Raw genomic sequence first — 21,516 nt, forward strand, 5'->3', positions numbered from 1 at the left:
CCCCGTCGACCGGCCGAAGTCACCATGACCGACTGGCGGGAGCCACGGGGACGACTGGCCGAGCCAGGGGCCACTGGCCCGAGCGAGGGGGCCGGCTGGGCCAGGGCGCGCCGTCGGCCGCGGCCGACCGTCCGGGGTCACGCCGCCAATCGGCGGGATTCGTCGCCGGCCCGCCGACGGACGGCTCCGCCGGTGGTACGGATCCAGCGGCGGCATGCGAAGAGTGGAGCGCACGTGATCCGGGTCCTGGTGGTCGACGACGAAGCCCTGGTCCGAGGAGGCTTCACGCACATCCTCGACAACGCGGACGACATCGAGGTCGTCGCGGCGGTCGCCGGCGGCCAGGCCATGCAGGCGGTCCGCGCGTCACACCCGCACGTCGTGCTGCTGGACATCCGGATGCCGGACGTGGACGGACTCACCATCCTGGCCGACATCCGCCGCATGCCGGACCCTCCGGTGGTGGCCATGCTGACCACGTTCGACGCCGACGAATACGTGTCGACCGCCCTGCGCTCGGGCGCCGCCGGTTTCCTGCTCAAGGACACCGACCCCGAGCAGCTGCCCTACCTCGTGCGCGCCCTGGCCGAGGGCGGGACCGTGCTGTCGTCCAAGGTCACCCGCACGGTGGTGGACGGCTATCTCGACAAGGACGCCCATGAGCCCGCCGTCCGACTCGCCGCCCGGCTGACCGAGCGCGAGCGTGCCGTCCTGGTGCTCATGGCCGAGGGCCTGGCCAACACCGACATCGGGGAACGGCTGCACCTGAGCACCGGCACGGTCAAAGGCCATGTCAGCGCCGTGTTGAACAAGCTGCAGGTCACCAGCCGCGTCCAGGCGGCGTTGATCGCCGAGCGCGCGGGCCTGCTGGTGCCCTCGCGGGACGAGGACGCCGGGTGAGCGGCCGGGCGGGGCGGGCCCGGCGGGACGTGTTGCTGGACGCGGGCCTTGTGCTGGTCTCGCTCTTGGACGCCTGGGTGCACATCGACGTCGAGACGCGCGCGGCCATGGCCTGGGCGCTGGTCGCCGCCGTCGCGCTGCTGCTGCGCCGCAGGCGGCCCCTGGTGACGTTCGCGCTCACGCTGCCGACCGCCCTGATCTCCGACGCGGTGTTCGCCACCACGGCCGCGCTGTACACGCTCTCCTCGCTCAGCCGCCACCGCGTGCTGCTGGCCGGCTGCGCCCTGGTCTACACGGCGGCCGACTTCCTCCCCTGGCCGTGGTCGTCGCTCCGGGCGGCCGAACTCGACCGGACCGACAGCCTGCTGCACCTCACCTACACGCTGGCCACGGCGGCGGCGCCCGTCTTCCTGGGCCAGCTCGTGCAGGCCCGGCGCGACCTGTCCCTGCGGCTCGCGGAGATCTCCCGGGCACGCGAGCAGGAACGGCTGCTGGCCGCCCAGAGCGTCCTCGCGCAGGAGCGCGCCCAACTGGCCCGGGAGATGCACGACGTCGTCTCCCACCAGGTCAGCCTCATCGCCGTACAGGCCGGAGCGCTCCAGGTGGGTGGCCCGGACGCCGAGACGAAGGAGGCCGCGGCCACGATCCGGCGGCTCAGCGTGCAGACCCTGGACGAACTGCGGCACATGGTCAGCGTGCTGCGCGCCGCCGGCAGCCGCCCCACGGAACTCACCCCTCAGCCGTCGCTCGCCGACCTGCGGCGGCTGGTGGACACCAGCGGCATCGAGGCGGAGCTGAAGACAGATCTGCCCGAGGACCTTCCGGCCACGGTCCAGCGCGCCGTCTACCGCACCGTCCAGGAGGCCCTGACCAACGTCCGCAAACACGCGCCGGGCGCCACCGCCACCGTCAGCATCCATCACACCGACGGCACCATCCGCACCGCCGTCACCAACACGGCCCCCACCCGCCCCGCGCTCCCCCTGCCCGGCGCGCACCACGGCCTCGTCGGGCTGCGCCAGCGCGCCGAACTCCTGGGCGGAACCATCACGTCCGGCCCCACCCCCGACGGCGGCTACGAACTCCGCCTGGACCTGCCGGCCACCGACACCCCATGACCCCCCGCCTGAGCGGACGTGTTGCGGACCATGGTTATGTGTCGTACACACGCATTGGTCGACGTGTGGAGGCACCAGCACCATGGACGAGCGACAGCCGCTCACCGACGACTCCCTGAACGATGCGGCGGACGCGTTCCAGCGGCTGCGGCCACAGCTGTTCGGCATCGCCTACCGCATCCTGGGCAGCGCCTCGGAGGCCGAGGACGTCGTACAGGACGTGTGGGTGCGCTGGCAGGGCGCCGACCGGGGCGCGGTGCTGGATCCCAGGGCGTTCCTGGCGAAGATCACCACACGTCTGGCGATCAACGTGGCCCAGTCGGCGCGGGTCCGCCGTGAGGCGTATGTGGGGCCGTGGCTGCCGGAGCCCGTGGACACCAGTGTGGATCCGCAGATCGGGGCGGAACGGGGCGAGGCGCTGGAGCTGGCCGTGCTGCTGGTCCTGCAGAAGCTGAACCCCGTGGAGCGCGCGGCCTATGTGCTGCGGGAGGCCTTCGACTACCCGTACGACGAGATCGCGGGCATGCTGCAGGTGAGCCTGGCCAACACGCGGCAGATCGTCAGCCGGGCCCGCAAGCGGCTGTCCGCCGAGCGCCGTGATCCCGTGGACACGGCGGAGCACCGGCGGCTGTTCGACGCGTTCGTCGCCGCTGCCCGGCACGGTGACGTGGCCGCGCTCGAGAACGTGCTGTCGGCCGATGCCGTCGCCTACGCGGACGGCAACGGCATGCGCGGCGTGGCACGGCTGGCGGTCGTCGGCGCCGAGCGCGTGGCCAGGATCAGCGCCTTCTCCCACTCGTTCTTCCCCGGGGCCGACTACCGCGTGGCCGAGGCGAACGGCCTGCCCAGCCTGCTGCTCGTCCAGGACGGGGTGACCGTCGCCCTGGTGAGCGTCACGGTGGGCCCGGACGGCATCGACGGGCTCTACTGGGTCATCACGCCCGACAAGCTGCGGGCGTACGAGCGGTCCGCGGACCGGCTCACCCGACGGCCGTAGCGGAGGAGGGGCTCCGCGTGCGCGCACGCGGAGCCCCTCTCGTCGGTCGGTCCGGCCGACCGGTGTCGATCAGTGCTGCTTGAGCCAGTCCTCGTAGCGGGTGGAGGCGACGTCCACCGTGTCGTCGCCGGTGAGAACGTCGGGCATGCCCGCGAACAGGCCGGCGGTCTCGTCCGTGACGACCGTACGGCCGTCCGGCTTCGCCGCGAGGGTGATCTCGCCGAGCCGGTCGAGTCCGTGCACCTCGGGACCCGCGATGTTGCGCACACCGTTCGACGGTTCGCTCTGAGCCGCTTCGGCGACGGCGGCGGCGACATCGGCGGAGGCGATCGGGCGCAGCCGCAGGGACGGCAGGCGCACCTCGGTGCCTTCGGTGCTCATGTCCATCACCGGAGCGATGAACTCGAAGAACTGGGTGGCGCGCACGATGCTGTAGGGCACGCCGCTGCCGCGCACGGCTTCCTCCTGGGCGACCTTGGCCTGGTAGTAGCCGTAGTCGGGCACCTGGTCGACGCCGACGATGGAGAGCGCGACGTGATGGCGGACCCCCGCCTCCTCCTCGGCCCGGAACATGTTCTGCGCCGAGCGGGTGAAGAAGTCCAGCGCCGGCTCGGCGTCGAAGGACGGGGAGTTCGACACGTCCACGACCACGTCCGCGCCCTTGAACGCCTGTGCCAGGCCCTCGCCGGTGAGCGTGTCGACGCCCTTCGAGGGACTGGCCACCACGGCTTCGTGACCGCGGTCGCGCAGAAGCGCGACCACCTGCGAGCCGATCAGACCCGTACCGCCGACGACCACGATCTTCATCACTGTCTCCGTTCGCTGATTCGCTTACCGAGGGACACCGGCGATGCCCCGCCGGACCCCGTGCGCCAACGCGCACGTCAACAAGACAGGGCAGCATCGAGATCTGTGACAGCCTCGGGCGACACCTCCCCTGAGCCGGGGCCCGGGCGGAGGACCGCGCGGTCTCGGAACATGCCGTTGAGTGGAGCAATCACCGGTGTGCCGCGGCGCCGCACACCAGTCTGGATGCCTCGCCGAGGTCGTACAACAGGAGTCCCGAGTGCCAAGCCCGCACAGGCCGAACCGTCAGGCATGGCGTCCGCTCGCGCGCGGCACCCGCCGGGCCGCGTCGCCCGATCCGATGGCATGCGCGCTCAGGGACGACCGGTGACGCGCCGGCCCACCGGCCCGGAGGCGGACGCGGAATTCGGCCCGCGGACCCAGTTGCCGACGCCTCCGCTGTGGATGCGCTGGCTCCCGGTGCTGTTCGTCGCGGGGGTTCTGCTGCTGGAACCCGTGACGCCCGTGGACTGGCCGGTGAGCTTCGCGCTGATCGCCGTGCCGCTGCTGGCCGCCTTCGCCAACAGGCCCGTGATCGTCGCCGGCGCCACGGTCGCCGCCGTCGTCCTCGAGGGTGTGCTGGCCGGTACCCCGTGCTGTGCCGGCCGGTCGGTCGGCTATCTGTGGGACCGGCACTACGTGGCCTCCTACATCTGCACCGCCCTCGTGGGCGCCCTCGGCACGATCCTGGCGGCCCACCGCATCCGCCGTGAGCGCACGCTCGCCGATGTGCGCTTCGTCGCCGACATCGCGCAACGCGTCCTGCTCAGACCGGTACCCCACCGGATCGGCACCCTGTGCCTGGACAGCCTCTACCTCTCCGCCGCGGCGGAGGCACGCATCGGCGGTGACCTGTACGAGGCCGTCCCCACCACGTACGGCGTACGACTGCTCATCGGCGACGTCCGCGGCAAGGGACTGCTCGCGGTCGAGACCGCCGCCTCGCTGCTCGGCGCGTTCCGTGAGGCGGCGCATGACGAACCCGATCTTCCCACCCTGGTCGACCGCGTGGAGACGAGCATCAGCCGCAGGGCCGACCAGCTCGGGGGAACCGAGACGACCGAACGGTTCATCACCGCCGTCTTCGCCGAGATCCCGGCCACCGACCTCGTCGTACGCGTCGTCAACTGCGGCCATCCGCCCCCGGTCCTCATCCGCCCCGGCCAGGTGCGTGAACTGGACCAGGGGCGGTCGGGTCCGCCGTTGAACCTGGGCATGCTGGTCGGGGAGCTGTACCACGTCGACACGTACCCTCTGCGCCCTGGCGACCAACTCCTGCTCTACACGGACGGCGTCACGGAGACGCGGGACGCGTCCGGCGCCTTCTACCCCCTCCTCGACCGTCTCCGGTCCTGGGGCCCCCTCCCGCCCCGGGAACTCCTGGACCGGCTCCACCACGACCTGCTCGCCTACAGCCACAAAGGGCTGCAGGACGACACCGCGGCGCTCAGCGTGTGGCTGCTCGCCGACGAGCCGGCGGAGCCGGAGGAGCCGCCTCCACCGTGCATGAGCTGAGTGCCGGCGGCCGTAGGGGCGGAGGTGTGAAGGGGAGTTCAGGCGGGCGTCTGCGGATCCGCGCGCCCCAGCAGGTCGGCAAGGGGAGTGCCGGTCCGGGCCGCCGCGCGCCGGCGTGCCCGCACCTGGGCCCGGGTGCGGGGGCGGAACGTGGGTTCCTTGCCGCAGCCGCAGGGTTCGCGGCCCTCGTAGCGCAGTCCGGCGGCCAGTACCACCGCCACGACGGACCAGGCCTTGGTGTCGTGGCGCCGTGGTGCCGCGAAGTCGTGTCCGGCGCAGACCATCGGCTGCCCGCATAGGGGGCATCGGTGCCCGTCGGCCGCAGGATGCCGCTTGAACGCGACCCGGCAGGCCGCGCACGCGTAATGCAGCTTGTAGAGCTTCTCGGCGTAGTGACACACGGCATCAACATACCCGGCAGCCGTCGGGGTGATCCGTTCAGCGGTTCTGCCTGGCAGGGCGTCAGTTCGCGCCGAATGATATTGCCGACGGTTGCACCCTGGACGACCTGCGGGCGCAGGCCGAGGGCATCCGTGCCGAACCGAGATGCAGCAGTCCAGTCAGGAGAGGCCATGGAGCACAGTCCCGAGCGGCAGGAGCCCGCGCCGGGTGGGGGTGTGATCCGGCGAGCGGCGTGGTCGCGGCTCGGGCGAGGCGTGGGGCGGGGCGGAGCTTCTCCCCGGGCGCGGCGCGGCAGGCCGGTGGCCCGGTGGCGTCGGCGGCTACTGCTGGCGTCCGGGCTGTCGTTCGGGCTGTTGACGGGTGCCTTCGGGTCCACCGGTGCGATGGCCGTCGGCGGTGTCGGATCCGCCGCCTCACGCTGCGACACGACGCCTACGGGCAGCCGCGTGCAGGACTACTACCTGCCCTTCACGGTGCCGCCCGGGCTCATGCCGGACCCTCAGTTCGACGGCCGCCAGGCGAAGATCCAGGTGCACCGGGTCCGGCCGGTGTACGCGCACGGCAAGTGCCGGAACGTTCCCAACAGGGCCGCGGTGCTGGTCCACGGGCGCAACCTGCCCAACACGCCGGTGTTCGATCTGCGGCTTGCCGACCCCGAGGGCGGGACGCTCAGCACGCAGCGGGCCCTCGCCCGGGCGGGAATCGACTCCTTCGCCCCGAACCTGCTGGGCTACGGCCGCTCGACGCGGTTCGCCACCGGGCTCGACGATCCCGGCAACGCGAGCCTCAGGCCCTACCTCCCGGACGGCTCCTGCCCCAATCCCGAGGGGTGCGACCGCAGCCATCTGCCCTTCTTCCGCCTCGACCAGCAGGGGACGCAGCTGCTGAACAATCCGCTCGGCGGGCAGCGGCGCGCGCACTCCAGCAACTCCCGCTTCGCCCGCGTCGACTTGTGGGTGCGCGACATCCGCCAGGTCATCGACGACGCGATCGCGCGGGCCAGGCCGAAGGACGGCAAGGTCACGCTGGTCGGCTTCTCGCTCGGCGGGCAGCACGTGGCCCGGACCCTGTACGCGGCCAATCCGGTGCTGCCCGGCAGCGCCGCCGTGATCGCGAAGGTCAACCGCGCCGTGTTCGCGTCGTCGATCTTCGGCACGCCGACCGAGGAAGGGCGACCGGCGACGGGCTTCACGTCCTTCCCGACGAACCTCAGCACCCGGTCGGACAGCGACGGAACCTGGGCGATGGCTCCCGACCGGGACGCCGCCTGCACCGGCCATGTCGTCCCGGGCAGTCAGCAGCAGCTGTGGACACAGCTCATGGAGGAGGACCGGCTCGGCAGCACGTGGGGAGGCACCGACCCGCACCATCCGAGTGGTGTCAGCCGCGCGCCGACCTTCTCCAGCTACGGCTGGAACGCCGCCGTCGCGCGGCAGCAGACCACGCCTTCGCTGGTCATCGACGGCCTCGAGGACCAGACACCGCTCGCGACACCGGCCGACTCCAGGGCGCTCTACAACAGTCTCGGCACAGCGAACAAGGTCCTGGTGCAGGTGCAGTGCGCCAGCCACGCGATGCTGTTCCAGGGCTGCTCCGGCCCGCGCTGCACCCCGCAGTCGGGAACCCCGTACGGCGGACGCCCCGGCCGCCCCTGGGCCGGCCCTCACGCCACGGTCCAGGCCGCCCTGGTCGAGTGGATCAAGAACGGCACCTTCAACGGCTCGCCGAACGGCCGCTTCACCGTCAACGAGAGCGGCGTGGCCAACCCATCCCCGTGACAAGCACGAAGAGCCGCTACACAAGCGGGAAAGTGGCTCTGTGACACCACCGCCTTCCGTCATGGACCAGCAAGTCGACGCACGAGACCCGCGACTTGATCGGCAGCCTCTCCCGCAGGTCCGACTCGACCTTGTCCATGACGGCGTCGTCCTGGTGTTGAACGATCGTCAGATGGGGCACGACCTCGTCGAACTGCCCGCCGAACGGAGGGCATTCGGGCCAGCGTGCCGCGATCGCCTCGGTCAGCCGGCGGAACCCGCCCTCCGGTTCCGGGGCGAGGTAGAGCACTCCGGGGAACCGGCCGCAGTGCTCGAACCGGACGTCGAAGGACCGATGCCGACCGAGCACCTCACCGATCTCGGCGCAGACCCGCGCATCGATCCGGCCGGCATCCAAGAAGGGGAAGAGCACGGTGACATGGGCGGGGACACCGGCCTGGGCGGACGGATCGAGCCGTTCACGCCACGCCCGCACAGCGGTCTCCGCCTCCGGGACGCGCACGATCAGCCCCGACTGCCCTGCCTGGAATCCCTGAGAGTCCTCGTCCGCCATGGCATCTGTGTATCAGCGCGGCCTGACTGGGGGCGACGGGATATCGCGGTCGCGTGGTGAAGCGCGGGAGTTCTGGGTTCAGGGTGTGAGGATGCGGTCCTGTTCCAGCGGGGGTGCCGTTGTGCCAGAGCAGGGCTTCGTGAGCACCCCGACCGAAGCGCTCAGACTCAGGCACTCGGACCAAGCAACTCGGACCAGGCCAATCCGGCTGGAGCACGGCACCCGAGGGCCCGAGGTCAGTCCGTCGGCAGCTGGTCGTAGGTTCTGAAGGTGTACATCGCGTCGTAGGACAACAGGTTTCCACTCGTCGCCGGAAGCCCGAGCCGTCGGTTGAGCAGTCCGGTCAGCGGCCCGCAGTTCTCAGCGGCAGGAGCGGCGAAGGTGTCGTCGTAGGCCGAGAACTTGATCAGTGGCGGGTTCTTCGAGAGCCACTCCGAGGGGCCGGACCGCTTCATCTGGAAGTCGACCGGTGCGTCGGCCCCGATGGCGCAGGCATGTGGCAGCAGCGGGTTCAGCAGGCGGAAGCGCAGGCTGAACTGCCCGGTGTAGGCGTCGAACCGGTCGCCGTACTCGGGCTGGAGCGCCAGTCCCAGCTGCCGCGCACGGTCACCGGCCGGAGTGCCGGTCAACCCGCCCGGAACGGCAGTCGGCGCGCTGTGCATCGCACCCCACACCTGCCCATTGGTCCCGTCCGGGAGCGGGCCCTCGGCGTGCGTCATGGTGATGGGGGCGAGGGTCACGGTGACCTTGCCCATCGTCAATCGCGCTGCGGCGCTGTGCACTTCGCACCTCCAGCGGACCGGGTCGACCCCGGCGGGAAGGGCAGGGCAGTCGCTGAAGTCGGCCGGGGGCTCGGCGACGGAGGCACTGTGGGTGCCGGCAGCCGGTTCGGCGTTCGCGTAGCTCGGGGTGAAGGCGCCTACGAGCCCGGCCAGGGCGGCGGCACCGGCGACGGTGGCCGCGGCGCGGCCGGCGAGACGGAGACGGCGGTGATGCGCTGTGGTGATCGACATGTCACCAGCTTGTCGATCATCCACCGTCGACCACCATCGGTGAGATCCCCGCCTCGACCCTGAGCGGACCCTGACGCGGTGTCAGGGACCAGTGTGATTTGTGACAGCTCCTGTGCCGGCAGCTGTGGGAGCTACGGACGGTCCTGGCCGGCGTCGGTCAGTGGCTTCGGGGGGTAGGCACGGAGGACGAGTGAGGTGGTGACGGGGCCGTAACGGGCCAGGGCGTCCACCACTTCTTCGAGTCGGCCCGCCTGGGGGCAGTGGACGTCGAAGATGAGGCAGTCCTCCCCGGTGACTCTCAGGGTGGAGACGATCTCGGGGGTGCGGGAAGCGAAGTCGAGGGCGCGGGGCAGCTGGGCGTGCGTGGTGCGAAGGCGGATGACCGCGTGGATGTTGAGGCCGAGTGCCGTCGGGTCGACGACGGCCCGGTAGCCGGTGATGACGCCGCTCTTCTCCAGGCGCTGGATGCGGGCGCCGGCCGCGGGCTGCGAGAGGCCGACGCGGCGGCCCACCTCGGCCCCGGTCAACCGGCCTTCCGTCTGGAGCAGGGCGAGGATGTCGCGGTCTATCGGGTCGAGTGATTCCATCGTTGTCCGCACCATCTTCTTTGAGATCACTTGCACGGCCGCGGTCGTGCTGCTGCCTCCCGCAGAATCTGCCCGAGGGGCCTCCATGATCGTAGGGGGCGACGAGTGAAACGGTGGTGGGCAGTGGTCGCGTACGTCGTGATCCCGGGTATCGACGGCTCGGACGGGCAGCACTGGCAGACCTTGTGGGAGCGGGAGTGGGGCGACGGGGCGGTGCGGATCTCGCCTGCCTCGTGGTTCGCTCCGGATCTGGACGACTGGGTCGACGCCGTGCAGGAGGCGTACGACGTCGCCTCCCGGCGGGACAGCCGTGTGGTGCTGGTCGCTCACAGTCTGGGCTGCTGGGCGGCGGCCGCCTGGCTGGACCGGAACCCGTCGACCCCGGTCGGCGGCGCATTCCTGGTCGCGCCGCCCGACCCACATGGGCCGGCGTTCCCCAGCCGGTCCGCCGCGACGTTCGTCGAGGTGTCCGCGCGTCCGCTGCCGTGCCCGGCCCTGGTGGTGGGCAGCACCGACGACCCGTACTGCACCCCCGAGGCGGCCGCCGGTTTCGCGGCGCGCTGGGAGGCCCGGTGGCACCTGGCGGGCGCCCGCGGACACATCAACTCCGCCAGCGATCTGGGCTCCTGGCCGCACGGCCGGGAACTTTTGGACTCACTGAACGGGTAGCGATCAACCCCCGGTACGGCGGAGCGGGTCTTCGCAACCAAGTCCGCTTCGACCGTGGAAAGCCCGTCGGCCTCCGAGGTGCGAGTGCGCTCCTGTTGCGGAAGTATCGGGAGGGGCGGTATTCCACCGCACCGGAGCACCCAGATGGCGAACCACAGCACGGATCAGCCGCAGGGCTCTCCGCCACCGACAGCGCGGCAGGCCCTCGGTGGCCAGGTGTCCGCCGCCGACTGTGCGCTGCTGCTGGTGAGGCTGGCGTTCGGGCTGATCATGGCCGGGCACGGCGCTCAGAAGCTCTTCGGGCTGTTCGGCGGGTCGGGTCTGACGGCCACCGGTCACGCGCTCGAGGGGCTGGGCTTCCGTCCTGGAAAGGTCTACGCCGTGATCGGCGGCCTCTCGGAGTTCCTGGGCGGACTCGGTCTGGCCGTCGGCCTGCTCACGCCCCTCGCGGCGGCCGCCCTGATCGGCGTGATGATCAACGCGATGGCGTCCGTCACCGGTGCGCACGGCCTCTGGGACGTGGACGGCGGCATTGAGTACAACATCGTCATCGCCATCGCCGCTCTCGCGGTCGCCCTGCTCGGACCTGGACGGCTGGCCCTCGACCGGTTCTTCCCCTGGGGCACCGGCGGCTGGCTCGAAGGCGCTGTCGCCCTCGGCCTCGGGGGCATCGGTGCGGCAATCACGCTGAGCCTGTGAGCGCGGGCCCGGCATGCGCTGGGCTCCGCCGTCCTCCTCCGCCAGGGTGCCCGCACTCACCAGGCCATCGCTTCGAACAGGGCGGTCGGGTCCGGTTCCGGGGTGTGGCCCAGGGTCTGTTCGGCCCAGATCACCTTGCCGCGTGCCACGTAGCGGGTGCCCCACCGCTCGGCGAACTGGGAGACCAGGAAGAGTCCGCGGCCTCCTTCGTCGGTGGTGGCCGCGCGGCGCAGCCGGGGTGAGGTGTTGCTGCCGTCCGCCACCTCGATGACCAGGGTGCGACCCAGCAGCAGCCTGACCCGCACGGGCGGAACGCCGTACCGGATGGCGTTGGTGAGCAGCTCGCTGAGGATCAGCTCGGTGGTGAACGCCGAGTCCTGCAGCCCCCACTCCTCCAGCCGGCGGTTCACCTCGGCTCGGACCTGAGACACGGCCGTCACCTCGAACGGTACGTCCCAGACGGCGATCCGGGACGGGTCGAGCAGCCGGGTCCGGGCGACCAGCAGCGCCACGTCGTCGCTGGGCTGCTCGGGCAGCAGGGACTCGACGAGGGCGCGGCAGGTGTCCTCCGGTGTCGGGCCCGCGCGGTCGACGGCCGCGCGGAGCAGTTCCAGGCCCTCGTCGATGTCCCGTCCCCGGCTCTCGATCAGGCCGTCGGTGAACAGCACCAGCCGGGTGCCCTCCGCGAGGTCCAGTTCGTCGGCCTCGAAAGGATGCCCGCCCACGCCCAGGGGCGGTGACAGGGGGAGGTCGGGGAAGGTCATGCTGCCGTCGGGGTCCACCACGGCGGGGGCGAGGTGCCCGGCGCGGGAGACGGTGCAGTGGCCGCTCGCGGGGTCGTAGACGGCGTAGAGGCAGGTGGCGCCGGTGAGGGGTGCGCGGTCGTCGGGGACGTCGGCGGTCTGGGTGTCGAGGCGGGTCACCATCTCGTCGAGCCGGCCGAGCAGTTCGTCCGGGGGAAGGTCCAGCGCGGAGAAGTTCAGTATGGCGGTCCGCAGCCGGCCCATGGTCACCGCGGCGTGCAGGCCGTGCCCCACGGTGTCGCCGACGACCAGGGCCACGCGGAAGCCGGGCAGCGGGATGACGTCGAACCAGTCGCCGCCCACGCCGGAGTGCGCCGGGAGATAGCGCGAGGCGATGTCCAGCGCGTCCTGGTCGGGCAGGCCGATCGGCAGCAGGCTGCGCTGCAGGGTCACGGCGAGGGCGTGCTCGCGGGAGTACCGGCGGGCGTTGTCGATGGCGACGGCCGCGCGGGCCACCAGTTCCTCGGCGACCGCGACGTCCTCCTCCTCGAAGCGGGCCGAGCCCGTGCCCCGCCAGAAGTTGACCATGCCGAGGACCACGCCGCGTGCCCGCAGGGGCACCGTGATGAGGGAGTGGATGCCGTACTCCAGCGCCTGCCGGGCCCCCTCCGGGTCGTGGGCCCGCCAGTCCTGGGCGGCGTTCAGGTCCGGGACCCGGACGGCCCTGCCGCGGTGCAGCGCCGCCACCATCGGTGTGTCGGCGACCACGAACCGGATCAGGTCCCCCACCGGCTGCAGGGGGTGCCCGGAGCGCGATTCGCGCAGCGCGGTACGCCGCATCCGGTGCACGGCGCCCGTGGGCTCCTCGCCCCGCAGCACCGACTCGAGGAGTTCGACGGTGACGAAGTCGGCCAGGCGGGGGACCGCCACCTCGGAGAGCTCCTCCGCGGTGCGCCGGACGTCGAGCGTGGTGCCGATGCGTACGCCGGCCTCGTACAGGAAGCTCAGCCGGCCCCGCGCCACCTCGGCCTGGCCGGTCAGCGCTCTCAGTTCCGTGGTGTCACGGAGGGTGGCGACCAGGCCTTGGGGGGCGCCATGGGCGGCGCCGTGGGGGGCGATGGGCCGTGTGTTGACGGCCAGCAGCCGGTCGCCGGCCGGGAGGACCTCGTCGGACACGGCTTCCTCGGAGACCAGCAGCCGGGTCAGATGGGGTCCCAGCCCCAGTTCCGTGACCGGGGGCCGGTCCGCGCCCTCGGGCAGGTCCAGCAGGCGGCGTGACTCGTCGTTGGCGAGCAGGAGGCGGCCATCGCCGTCCACGATCAGGACTCCTTCGCGCACCGCGTGCAGCACGGCGTCGTGGAGCTCGTACATCCGGGTCATCTCGAGCGGTCCCAGTCCGTGGGTCTGGCGCAGCAGCCGCCGGCTGACCAATGCGGTCCCGGCGGTGGCGAGCGCGAGAGCCACTGCCGCCGCGCCAAGGAGCTTCGGAAGTTGCAGGTCGAACATATGTCCCAGCGTGTTGTACTGGATGCCGGCGCTGACCATGCCGACGACGCGGCCGTGCGGGTCCGTCACGGGAACCACCGCGCGCACGGCGTCATGCGGCCGGCCGTGGAACGTCTCGAGGAGCGTCTCCCCAGCGGCGGCCCGGTCGATGCCGGTCGTCCGCGTGCCGATCAGCCCGACGACGGGATCGGTGAGCCGCACCCCCTGCGTGCTGAGCACGGTGATGAAGTCGACCCCGGACGCCCGCCGCGCCCTCTCGGCGCCGGGCTGGAGCAGGGACGTGGGGTCGGGCGATTGCAGGGCGAGTGCCGTACCCGGCGCCTGCGCGAACCCCTGCGCCGCGGCCAGGGAGCGGTTTCTGGCGTTCTGCTCGGCGTGGGCGCTGCCCTGCAGGATCAGGGAGGTGGCCGCCACCGCGACGAGTACCAGCATGATGAGGGCCTGCAGCACGAACATCTGTGCGGCGAGCGTGCGGACGCTGAGGGAGGGTGAGAGGCGGCGTCCGGGTGAAGGCCAGGGCCCGCGACCAGGGGAGGGACCTGATACCCCGGTACCACCGGGCTGCGGCGCCGCTCTCGCCCGTATACGGCGGGAACGTGCGCTCATGCCCCTTTTCTAACCGCTACCGCCCCTTTTCTAACCCTGCGGGTCCGAGAAGGGTGAGCTTCTCGCACTGCGGGTCTCCGCAAGGGGTGAGCGCCGGTGCTCCCCGTCCACACGGGCACCTGCCCGGTACGGACGGGCACGCGGCGCGCCGGACGGGGTCAGGAGATCGCCCGGAGCCGGCCCTGCGTGCGGCGGTGGAGCCCGGCCACCGCGGCGGCCGTCTCCTCGTCCGCCGGGAGCAGGACGATCAACTGCTGGGCGTCCATGGGGAGTTCGAGGATCTCGCGCACGAGACGCAGTTCGCAGCCGGTGGGGTGGTGGAGGCGGAGGGGGCCGCGGCGCGGGACCACGTGGCGGTTCAGGCGCCTGGTGAAGTCGGGGCCGCAGGCCGAGGCGAGTTCGGCGGTCAGCCACTCGGAGTTCTCCAGGCTGGGCCCGAGCCACAGGTCGAAGGCCTGCTCGTCCGCGATGTCGTCCCAGTCGGGGAAGAGGTCCCGGGCGCGCGGGTCGGTGAAGACGTAGCGGGTGAGGTTCGGGGTGTCGGTGTCGAGCAGGCCCGTTCCGCTCGTGACCGCCTCGTACGCGCTGGTGTGGGCGAGGATGTCGCCGAGCCGGTTGGTCACCACGGCGATGCCCGGTTCGAGGAGGCGAACGGTGTCCAGGACGGACGGCCGTACCCGCCGGGGCGGTGGGGCGGGACGGGTGTGCGCGACGCACTCGCCGCCGGTGATCTTGGCGAGGTAGCGCAGGTGGGCGCGTTCCTCGGGACCGAGGGCCAGCGCGTCGGCGAGCGCGTTCACCACCGCCACGGAGGGGTTGCGGTCCCGGCCCTGTTCGATGCGGGTCAGGTACTCGACGCTGATGCCGGCCCGCGCGGCGAGATCCGCGCGGCGCAGTCCCGGCGACCGGCGCCTGCCGCGCTCCGGGAGGCCCAGCGAATCCGGCTGGATGCTGTCGCGTGTGGCCCGGACGAAATCCCCCAACGGCGTTCCCATGCCCCGAGCATAGGGGGGTGACCCGGCGGCCGCGGAGGTCTCAGGGTGGCCCTGCGGGGGCCAGCCTGAGCGCGGTCTGGTTGCGGGCGGCGGGCCCGACGATCGTGGTCGGCATGGAGAACACACACAAGCTCGTGATCATCGTGGGCAGCGTCCGGGAAGGCCGGATCGGCCCGGTCGTGTCCTCGTGGGTCGCCGAACAGGCCCGCGCCCACGGCGGCTTCGACGTCGAGGTCGTCGACCTGGCCCACTTCGAGGTCCCGCTGTCCCTGCCCGCCGCGTCACCGAAGTTCGCCGGCGACGACTATCCGCGTCCGGCCGGCATGGCGGGGCTGACCTCCGCCCTGGCGGGCGCCGACGCGTTCGTCGTGGTCACGCCGGAGTACAACCACAGCTATCCCGCGTCCCTGAAGGCGGCCATCGACTGGCACTTCACCCAGTGGACGGCCAAGCCCGTGGCCTTCGTCAGCTACGGCGGCGCGGCGGGCGGCCGGCACGCGGTGCTGCACCTGGAGAACGTGCTGACCGAGCTGCACGCGGTGACAATCCGCGACGGCCTCGCCTTCCCGAACTACTTCACCGCCTGGGAGGACGGCCGTCCGCTCGACGCGCAGGCGCCCGGCTACGCCAAGACCCTGCTCGACCAGCTGGCCTGGTGGGCGGGCGCACTGCGCTCGGCACGGGAGGCGGCCCCCTACCCCGCCTGAACCCGGCCCGGCCGTCCGGCCGGGCGCCGAAACCTCTCTCCCCCCTGCACGGCCCCACCCCACCCGTCTCCCCCGCCCCGTCTACCCGCCTTCGGCCTCTCCGGCCGGGCGCGTGACGTCGCTTGGGCCGATCATCGTAAGGAAGGACCCGTCGAGTCCCGTGCGGCGAGCAGGCGAGCAGGGGAGGGACCGTGGAGCATAGGCGGCGCGGCCTCCACCGCGCGTGGGAATGGATCGCTGTGGGCGCCCTGCTGCGGCGGGGCCGTCAGCTGGAGCTGCTGCACCGGGCGATGGGGTTCGCCACGCTGGCCCTCGTCACCCTCGCTCCGCTGCTGATCGTGGTCGCCGCGGCCGATCCGCTGGTGCGGGGAGGCTTCGCGTCGTGGCTGGCGGACGGCATGGGGCTGTCCGGGCCTTCCGCGCACGTCCTGACCGACGTCTTCAGTCCCCCGCGCGAGGTCATCGGCACGACCAGCGCGTGGAGTGTGCTCATGCTCGCGCTGTTCGGGGTGTCGTTCGGGGGCAGCGTGCAGAACGGCTACGAGCGGATCTGGGGCCTGGCCGCCGGGCCCTGGCACCGGGTCTGGCGGCAGGCGACCTGGCTGGCGGTGCTGATGGCGTACCTGTACCAGGAGGTGCAGACGAAGTCGGCGGTGCACGGGTTCGCGCGGATCGCGCTGTCCACGTTCAGCGCACTGCTGTTCTTCTGGTGGGGTCAGCGCTTCCTGCTGGGCGGCCAGGTCCGCTGGCGCGACCTGCTGCCCGGCGCCGTCGCCACCACGCTGGGTCTGGCCGGGCTGCGCGCCTTCTCCATCCTCGTCTTCACCCCGCTGATCGTCACCAACGCGCTGAGCTACGGCGCGGTCGGGACCGTACTGGTGGTGGAGTCGTGGCTGATCGGCGTCGGGTTCGTCGTGTACGGGGGCGCGCTGCTGGGCCGCTGGTTCTGTGAGCACCACTGGACGCCGTCCCACGACGAGGAGGCCTGACGGGGTCGCGGTCAGGGCAGTTCCTGCTCGGCCCAGATGATCTTGCCGTGGGCGGTGTACCGGGCGCCCCAGCGATGGGCGAGCTGGGCGACCAGGAAGAGTCCGCGCCCGCCCTCGTCGGTGCTGCGGGCATGCCTCAGCCGTGGGGCGGTGCTGCTGCCGTCGGCGACCTCGCAGGTCAGCCTGGCCTCGCGGAGGAGACGCAGCCGGATGGGCCTGGCGGCGTAGCGGATGGCGTTGGTGACCAGTTCGCTGACGATGAGTTCCGTCGTCATGGCCAGCTCGCCCAGCCCCCACTCCTCGACCTGGCGGGTCGCCGCCGCCCGCGCCTGGCCCACCGCGGCCGGCTCGGCGGGCACCTCCCAGGAGACGACGTGGTCGGGCCCGAGGGCGTGCGTGCGGGCCAGCAGGAGGGCGATGTCGTCGGGCTGCGGCGCGGGCACGAGCCGCCGTACGGCGGACGCGCACAGCGCGGCGAGGTCGGCCGCCCCGCTGTCGGCCAGGGCCTGGCCGAGCCGGGTCATGCCCTCCTCCATGTCGCGGTCGGGGCCTTCGATCAGGCCGTCGGTGTAGAGCCCGAACAGGCTGTTCTCGGCCAGTTCGATCTCGGTGGACTCGAACCCCATGCCGCCCAGTCCGAGCGGCGGCCCGGCGGGGATGTCCGGGAAGTGGGCCTCGCCGTCCGGTTCGACCACGACGGGCGGCGGATGGCCGGCCCGGGCCAGGGTGCACCGCCTGGTGACCGGGTCGTAGACGGCGTACAGGCAGGTCGCGCCGGTGAAGGCGATGCCGCGGGAGTCCGCGTCCCGTTCGGCCTCCTCGTCGCTCAGCCGCAGCACGAGGTCGTCGAGGTGGGCGAGCAGTTCGTCGGGGGGCAGCTCCATGTCGGCGAGGGTCTGCACCGCCGTGCGCAGCCGGCCCATGCTGGCGGCCGCGGCGATCCCATGGCCCACCACGTCGCCGACGACGAGGCCCACCCGGGCGCCGGAGAGGGGGATCACGTCGAACCAGTCACCGCCGACGCCGCCGGTCGGGTCCGCGGGCTGGTAGGAGGAGGCCACGTCCAGGGCCGTGCCGCCCGACAGGGCGTGGGGAAGCAGACTGTGCTGGAGGGTGACCGCCGCGGTGTGCTCCCGGGTGTAGCGGCGGGCGTTGTCGAGACAGACCGCCGCGCGCGCCACCAGCTCCCGGGCCAGCAGGACGTCATCGGGCCCGAACGAGACCGGGTTGAGCGAGCGGACGAACGTGGTGAGGCCGAGGACCGTGCTGCGGGCCCGCATCGGCACCGCGATGAGGGAGTGCAGGCCGTAGTCGCGGATGCGCTCCGCCCGCGCTGGCCGTGCGGCGACCCATATGACGTCGGACGGGTCGAGGACCGGGATGAGGACGGGGTCCCCGTGCACGAGCAGGTTGCCGTCGTGGGGCGGGGGGACGAAGTCGACCAGGTCGCCGATCTGGGCCACCGCCTCGGGGCAGCCCTCGCGCACCGAGCGCATCGCGGTGCGGCGCATCCTCGGCCTGGCGGCGGCCGGGCCGGCGTCGCCCGACCAGGCTCCGTCGCCCCCGGTGCCGAGCACGGGTTCCAGGAGGTCGACCATGACGAAGTCGGCGAAGCGGGGGACGGCGAAGTCGGCGAGTTCCTGGGCCGTGCGCGTCACGTCGAGCGTCGTGCCGATGCTGGTACCGGCCTCGTTGACCAGGGACAGGAGCTGGCGGGCGTTCCACCGCTCGGTGACGTCGGCCACCATGTAACAGACCCCGATGACAGCGCCGCAGGCGTCCGTCATGGGGAAGAACGAGGTGGAGAAGGCGTGTTGGCGGTGCGGATCGGCCCAACTCCAGCCGACGTACTCGTAGTCCGTCACCGGCTCCCCCGTGGCCAGCACCTTGCGCATCCGCCCTTCGAGGGCGTCGGTCTGCAGTCCGGGCAGCAATTCGCTCAGCCGGTGGCCCAGCCGCTGCTCACGGGGGACGCCGCCGAAGTGCTCCAGCGTGTCGTTCAGCCACACATAGCGCAGGTCCAGGTCCATCACGGCCATGCCGACCGGAGCGCGGCTCAGAAAGCCCTCCACGACGGACTCGCCGACCGTCCACTGCCTGCTCTGCTCGTGCGCCGACACCAGGAAGCACTCCTCGCCGGCGACGTGGAAGAGCCCCGACACGCGCAGATCGACGTCGATCCGGTGCCCGTCACGGTGGCGTACGGGGACGAGGCCGCTCCACCCGACTCCGGCGCGGCAGTGCTCGGCGATGCCGGCCACACGCATCGGGTCCTCGGGCTCGGCGAGCAGGCGCGTGACGGAACGGCCGACGATGTCCGTGGCGGCGTAGCCGAAGAGTTTCTCTGCGGCCCGGGTCCAGCCGGCCACCAGGCCCTGTGCCGTGATCAGCGCTGCCGCGTCGCTGGACGCGTCGAAGTGATCCCGGGGCCCGGCGGGTGCGGACTCGTCGAATCCGTTGTGCGCAGAATCCATCTGTTCCTTCCTCTACAGCACCATCGTCCTGCTTGTCCGCCGGATTCGCACGGGCCGGGCCGCGCGCGGGACGGGAGCGTTCCGGCCGGATCGCGTTCGCGGGGCCCCGTCGCGTTCGCCGGGGCCCTCTCGCGTTCGCCGGGGCCCTGAAGTGGGCGGGAGGCCGTGGTGGGGGCAGCATGGAAGGGACAACAGGCGTGAGCGTTGACACGCAGCCGTACCGGCAGCGCCGGAACAGGCGGCCGACCGGTCCGTGGAGGTGGTTCCGGGATGGCAGTCGACTCCTACCGGGCCGATGACGACCACAACGCCTACCAGGCCGATGACGAGCACGGCGCCATGCGGACGCGGCCGACCGGCCTGCTGGACATGCTCAGCGTGGCCGCGGTGGCCCTGGACACCGAGGGGCGCATCGTCTTCTGGAGCCCGCAGGCCGAGGAACTGTTCGGCTACACCTCCGAGGAGGCCCTCGGTACGCACGCGGCCCGGCTGCTGGTCCACCCCGAGCATCTGAAGTCCGTGGTGAGTCTGTTCACGGATGTGCTGGAGACCGGTCGGGGCTGGGCCGGCGCCTTCCCCGTCCGGCACAAGGACGGCTCCAGCCGGCTGACCGAGTTCCGCACCATGCGGCTGCTGGACGACCTCGGCGACGTGTACGCCCTGGGCATCGCCGCCGACCACACGCTGCTGCAGCGCGTCGAGACCGACCTCGCCCTGTGCGAGCGGCTGATCAACCAGTCCCCCATCGGCCTCGCGCTCCTGGACTCCGATCTGTGCTACCTCCTGGTCAACCCGGCGCTGGAGCGCATCGACGGCGTCCCCGCCGAGCAGCACATCGGCCGCAGACTGCGGGAGACCCTGCTCTTCCTGGACGTCACCACCGTGGAGGCGGCCCTGCGGCAGGTGCTCGCCACCGGCACGCCGCTGCTCGACCAGTACCACGTGGGCAATCCCCCGGCCGACCCCGACAACGAGCACGCCTGGTCGCTGTCCTTCTACCGGCTGGAGGACCCCAACGGGCGCATCCTGGGCGCCGCCGCCTCGGTCGTCGACGTCACCGAACGGCACCGGGCGGCGGGCGAGGCGGACCGGGCCCGGCGGCGCCTCGCCCTCATCGCCGACGCGTCCACCCGGATCGGCACCACGCTGGAGGTGGAGCAGACCGCCCACGAGCTGGCCGAGATCGCCACGCCCGTGCTCGCGGACGTGGTCGCGGTGGACGTGCTCGACGCAGCGCTGTCCTGCCGCCGTATGCGCAAGCCCGACAACGGCCCCGAACTGTTCCGCGCCCTCGCCCTCAGGGCGTCCCACCCCACGGTGGCGCTGCGCGCCGCCGACCCGCCCGGCGACCTCGCCGCCTACGACGGCGACCGGCTGGTCACCCTGTGCGTCCACACCGCGCGCCCGGTCCTGGTGCGCCACGTCAGCGACAATGATCTGCCGCGCATCGCCCGGAACGCCGAGGCGGGCGACCTCCTGGCGCGGGCGGGCGTGCACTCGTACCTCGCCGTGCCGCTGATCGCCCACGGCGAGGTGCTCGGCGCCCTGGACCTCAAGCGGACCCGCAACCCGCTGCCGTTCGACGACGACGACGTCGTCCTGGCCAGTGAACTCGCCGGGCGCGCCGCGGTGGCCATCGACAACGCCCGCTGGTTCCAGAGCGTGCGGAACACCGCGCTGACCCTGCAGCGCAGCCTGCTGCCCGAGCACTCACCGCGGCACACGGGTCTGGAACTGGCCTCCCGCTACCAGCCGGCCCAGACCACCAGCGAGGTCGGCGGCGACTGGTACGACGTCATCCCGCTGACCGGCGACAAGACCGCCCTGGTGGTGGGCGACGTCATGGGCAACGGCATCGACGCCGCCGCCACCATGGGCCGGCTGCGCACGGCGACCTGCGCCTACGCGGACCTGGACCTGCCTCCGGAAGCGGTGCTGCAGCACCTGGACAAGATCACCTGCGATCTGGAGCACTACATCGTCACCTGCCTGTACGCGGTGTACGACCCCGCCACCGGGCAGTGCACGATCGCCAACGCGGGACACATGCCGCCGGCCCTCGCCCGGCCCGGCCGGGAGGCCGTGCTGCTCGACCTGCCCCCGGCGGCGCCGCTCGGCGTGGGAGGCGTCCCGTTCGAGACCGGCACGGCGGAGCTGAACCCCGGCGATCTGCTGGTTCTCTACACCGACGGCCTGGTGGAGACCCGGCACCACGCCATCGACGACCGCCTCAACACCCTCCTCGGCTTCCTGGACCAGCCCGGCCGGCCGCTGGAGCAGACCTGCGACCTGCTGCTGCACGGGCTGCGCCACCCCGAAGACCACGACGACGTCGCGCTGCTGGTCGCGCGGGCCCTGTAGCCGCGGCCGCGGTGGCACGGGGCCGGTGAGTCGGACGGGTCCGGTGGGCGGCCACACG

The 21,516-nt window shown here is 72.1% G+C and carries 18 protein-coding genes; 10 read left to right on the plus strand and 8 right to left on the minus strand.

The annotated features are described in order from the left end of the window. The first annotated feature begins 234 nt into the window (after positions 1–234). The 3 genes from ABZ865_RS32575 to sigJ all read left to right on the plus strand — a co-directional run bounded on the left by ABZ865_RS32575 (position 235) and on the right by sigJ (position 3,015). A complete protein-coding gene (locus tag ABZ865_RS32575; RefSeq protein WP_361238390.1) occupies positions 235–900 on the plus strand; it encodes a response regulator transcription factor in 666 nt (221 codons plus the stop codon). Continuing rightward, positions 897–2,018, plus strand: a complete 1,122-nt coding sequence (locus ABZ865_RS32580) for a histidine kinase (RefSeq protein WP_361238393.1) — start codon at positions 897–899, stop codon at positions 2,016–2,018. The genes ABZ865_RS32575 and ABZ865_RS32580 overlap by 4 nt, the downstream gene beginning before the upstream one ends. 82 nt (positions 2,019–2,100) lie before the next feature. Next, the gene (sigJ, locus tag ABZ865_RS32585) at positions 2,101–3,015 is read left to right on the plus strand and encodes an RNA polymerase sigma factor SigJ (protein WP_361238396.1); all 915 of its coding nucleotides are present in this window, start codon (positions 2,101–2,103) and stop codon (positions 3,013–3,015) included. 69 nt (positions 3,016–3,084) lie between these two features. On the opposite strand, the gene ABZ865_RS32590 is transcribed toward sigJ, so the two are convergent. After that, positions 3,085–3,822, minus strand: coding sequence for an NAD(P)H-binding protein (locus tag ABZ865_RS32590; protein ID WP_361238399.1), 738 nt, complete (start codon positions 3,820–3,822; stop codon positions 3,085–3,087). Between the two features lie 366 nt (positions 3,823–4,188). Between ABZ865_RS32590 and ABZ865_RS32595 the strand changes: the two genes are divergently transcribed. Beyond that, the gene (locus ABZ865_RS32595; RefSeq protein WP_361238402.1) at positions 4,189–5,376 is read left to right on the plus strand and encodes a PP2C family protein-serine/threonine phosphatase; all 1,188 of its coding nucleotides are present in this window, start codon (positions 4,189–4,191) and stop codon (positions 5,374–5,376) included. 38 nt (positions 5,377–5,414) lie between these two features. On the opposite strand, the gene ABZ865_RS32600 is transcribed toward ABZ865_RS32595, so the two are convergent. Continuing rightward, positions 5,415–5,777 carry a hypothetical protein gene (locus ABZ865_RS32600; RefSeq protein WP_361238405.1) on the minus strand — a complete coding sequence of 121 codons (363 nt, stop codon included), beginning with the start codon at positions 5,775–5,777 and terminating at the stop codon, positions 5,415–5,417. Between the two features lie 171 nt (positions 5,778–5,948). Between ABZ865_RS32600 and ABZ865_RS32605 the strand changes: the two genes are divergently transcribed. Continuing rightward, positions 5,949–7,556 (plus strand): hypothetical protein, encoded by a 1,608-nt coding sequence (locus ABZ865_RS32605; RefSeq protein ID WP_361238408.1) that lies wholly within the window; start codon positions 5,949–5,951, stop codon positions 7,554–7,556. A 16-nt stretch (positions 7,557–7,572) separates the two neighbouring features. Here the strand turns inward: ABZ865_RS32605 and ABZ865_RS32610 are convergent, their stop codons facing one another. The 3 genes from ABZ865_RS32610 to ABZ865_RS32620 all read right to left on the minus strand — a co-directional run bounded on the left by ABZ865_RS32610 (position 7,573) and on the right by ABZ865_RS32620 (position 9,709). Then, complete coding sequence (locus ABZ865_RS32610; RefSeq protein WP_361238411.1) at positions 7,573–8,109, minus strand: 2'-5' RNA ligase family protein; 537 nt, start codon at positions 8,107–8,109, stop codon at positions 7,573–7,575. Positions 8,110–8,345: 236 nt separating this feature from the next. Next, positions 8,346–9,122: a hypothetical protein gene (locus ABZ865_RS32615; protein ID WP_361238414.1), complete on the minus strand. Its 777-nt coding sequence runs from the start codon at positions 9,120–9,122 to the stop codon at positions 8,346–8,348. A gap of 131 nt (positions 9,123–9,253) precedes the next feature. Further along, on the minus strand, positions 9,254–9,709 hold the full coding sequence (locus tag ABZ865_RS32620) for an Lrp/AsnC family transcriptional regulator (RefSeq protein ID WP_361238417.1): 456 nt from the start codon (positions 9,707–9,709) through the stop codon (positions 9,254–9,256). Positions 9,710–9,832: 123 nt separating this feature from the next. Between ABZ865_RS32620 and ABZ865_RS32625 the strand changes: the two genes are divergently transcribed. Both ABZ865_RS32625 and ABZ865_RS32630 read left to right on the plus strand, forming a co-directional pair. Next, a complete protein-coding gene (locus ABZ865_RS32625; RefSeq protein ID WP_361238420.1) occupies positions 9,833–10,378 on the plus strand; it encodes an alpha/beta hydrolase in 546 nt (181 codons plus the stop codon). 144 nt (positions 10,379–10,522) lie between these two features. Continuing rightward, complete coding sequence (locus tag ABZ865_RS32630) at positions 10,523–11,077, plus strand: DoxX family membrane protein (protein ID WP_361238423.1); 555 nt, start codon at positions 10,523–10,525, stop codon at positions 11,075–11,077. A 56-nt stretch (positions 11,078–11,133) separates the two neighbouring features. Here the strand turns inward: ABZ865_RS32630 and ABZ865_RS32635 are convergent, their stop codons facing one another. Together ABZ865_RS32635 and ABZ865_RS32640 are read right to left on the minus strand one after the other, a co-directional pair. Next, complete coding sequence (locus ABZ865_RS32635) at positions 11,134–13,782, minus strand: SpoIIE family protein phosphatase (protein ID WP_361238426.1); 2,649 nt, start codon at positions 13,780–13,782, stop codon at positions 11,134–11,136. A 308-nt stretch (positions 13,783–14,090) separates the two neighbouring features. Further along, positions 14,091–14,927, minus strand: coding sequence for a helix-turn-helix transcriptional regulator (locus tag ABZ865_RS32640; protein ID WP_361238429.1), 837 nt, complete (start codon positions 14,925–14,927; stop codon positions 14,091–14,093). Positions 14,928–15,040: 113 nt separating this feature from the next. On the opposite strand from ABZ865_RS32640, the gene ABZ865_RS32645 reads away from it, so the two are divergent. Beyond that, entirely contained in the window at positions 15,041–15,634 is a 594-nt protein-coding gene (locus tag ABZ865_RS32645; RefSeq protein ID WP_361238432.1) for an NAD(P)H-dependent oxidoreductase, read from the plus strand. 191 nt (positions 15,635–15,825) lie between these two features. Further along, on the plus strand, positions 15,826–16,623 hold the full coding sequence (locus ABZ865_RS32650; RefSeq protein WP_361238435.1) for a ribonuclease BN: 798 nt from the start codon (positions 15,826–15,828) through the stop codon (positions 16,621–16,623). 11 nt (positions 16,624–16,634) lie between these two features. On the opposite strand, the gene ABZ865_RS32655 is transcribed toward ABZ865_RS32650, so the two are convergent. Continuing rightward, positions 16,635–19,097, minus strand: coding sequence for a SpoIIE family protein phosphatase (locus ABZ865_RS32655; protein WP_361238438.1), 2,463 nt, complete (start codon positions 19,095–19,097; stop codon positions 16,635–16,637). Positions 19,098–19,436: 339 nt separating this feature from the next. On the opposite strand from ABZ865_RS32655, the gene ABZ865_RS32660 reads away from it, so the two are divergent. After that, positions 19,437–21,458, plus strand: a complete 2,022-nt coding sequence (locus tag ABZ865_RS32660; RefSeq protein WP_361238838.1) for a SpoIIE family protein phosphatase — start codon at positions 19,437–19,439, stop codon at positions 21,456–21,458. The last annotated feature ends 58 nt before the right edge of the window (positions 21,459–21,516 follow it).

Origin of the sequence: Streptomyces sp. NPDC047085, from assembly GCF_040643735.1 — a bacterium.
Lineage (GTDB): Bacteria > Actinomycetota > Actinomycetes > Streptomycetales > Streptomycetaceae > Streptomyces.

Bases quoted from the DNA above. Each gene is read 5' to 3' on its own strand.
- sigJ (WP_361238396.1), top strand. From the start codon at position 2,101: ATGGACGAGCGACAGCCGCTCACCGACGACTCCCTGAACGATGCGGCG.
- ABZ865_RS32630 (WP_361238423.1), top strand. From the start codon at position 10,523: ATGGCGAACCACAGCACGGATCAGCCGCAGGGCTCTCCGCCACCGACA.
- ABZ865_RS32660 (WP_361238838.1), top strand. From the start codon at position 19,437: ATGCGGACGCGGCCGACCGGCCTGCTGGACATGCTCAGCGTGGCCGCG.
- ABZ865_RS32655 (WP_361238438.1), bottom strand. From the start codon at position 19,097: ATGGATTCTGCGCACAACGGATTCGACGAGTCCGCACCCGCCGGGCCC.
- ABZ865_RS32645 (WP_361238432.1), top strand. From the start codon at position 15,041: ATGGAGAACACACACAAGCTCGTGATCATCGTGGGCAGCGTCCGGGAA.
- ABZ865_RS32615 (WP_361238414.1), bottom strand. From the start codon at position 9,122: ATGTCGATCACCACAGCGCATCACCGCCGTCTCCGTCTCGCCGGCCGC.
- ABZ865_RS32610 (WP_361238411.1), bottom strand. From the start codon at position 8,109: ATGGCGGACGAGGACTCTCAGGGATTCCAGGCAGGGCAGTCGGGGCTG.
- ABZ865_RS32590 (WP_361238399.1), bottom strand. From the start codon at position 3,822: ATGAAGATCGTGGTCGTCGGCGGTACGGGTCTGATCGGCTCGCAGGTG.
- ABZ865_RS32605 (WP_361238408.1), top strand. From the start codon at position 5,949: ATGGAGCACAGTCCCGAGCGGCAGGAGCCCGCGCCGGGTGGGGGTGTG.
- ABZ865_RS32620 (WP_361238417.1), bottom strand. From the start codon at position 9,709: ATGGAATCACTCGACCCGATAGACCGCGACATCCTCGCCCTGCTCCAG.
- ABZ865_RS32635 (WP_361238426.1), bottom strand. From the start codon at position 13,782: ATGTTCGTGCTGCAGGCCCTCATCATGCTGGTACTCGTCGCGGTGGCG.
- ABZ865_RS32640 (WP_361238429.1), bottom strand. From the start codon at position 14,927: ATGGGAACGCCGTTGGGGGATTTCGTCCGGGCCACACGCGACAGCATC.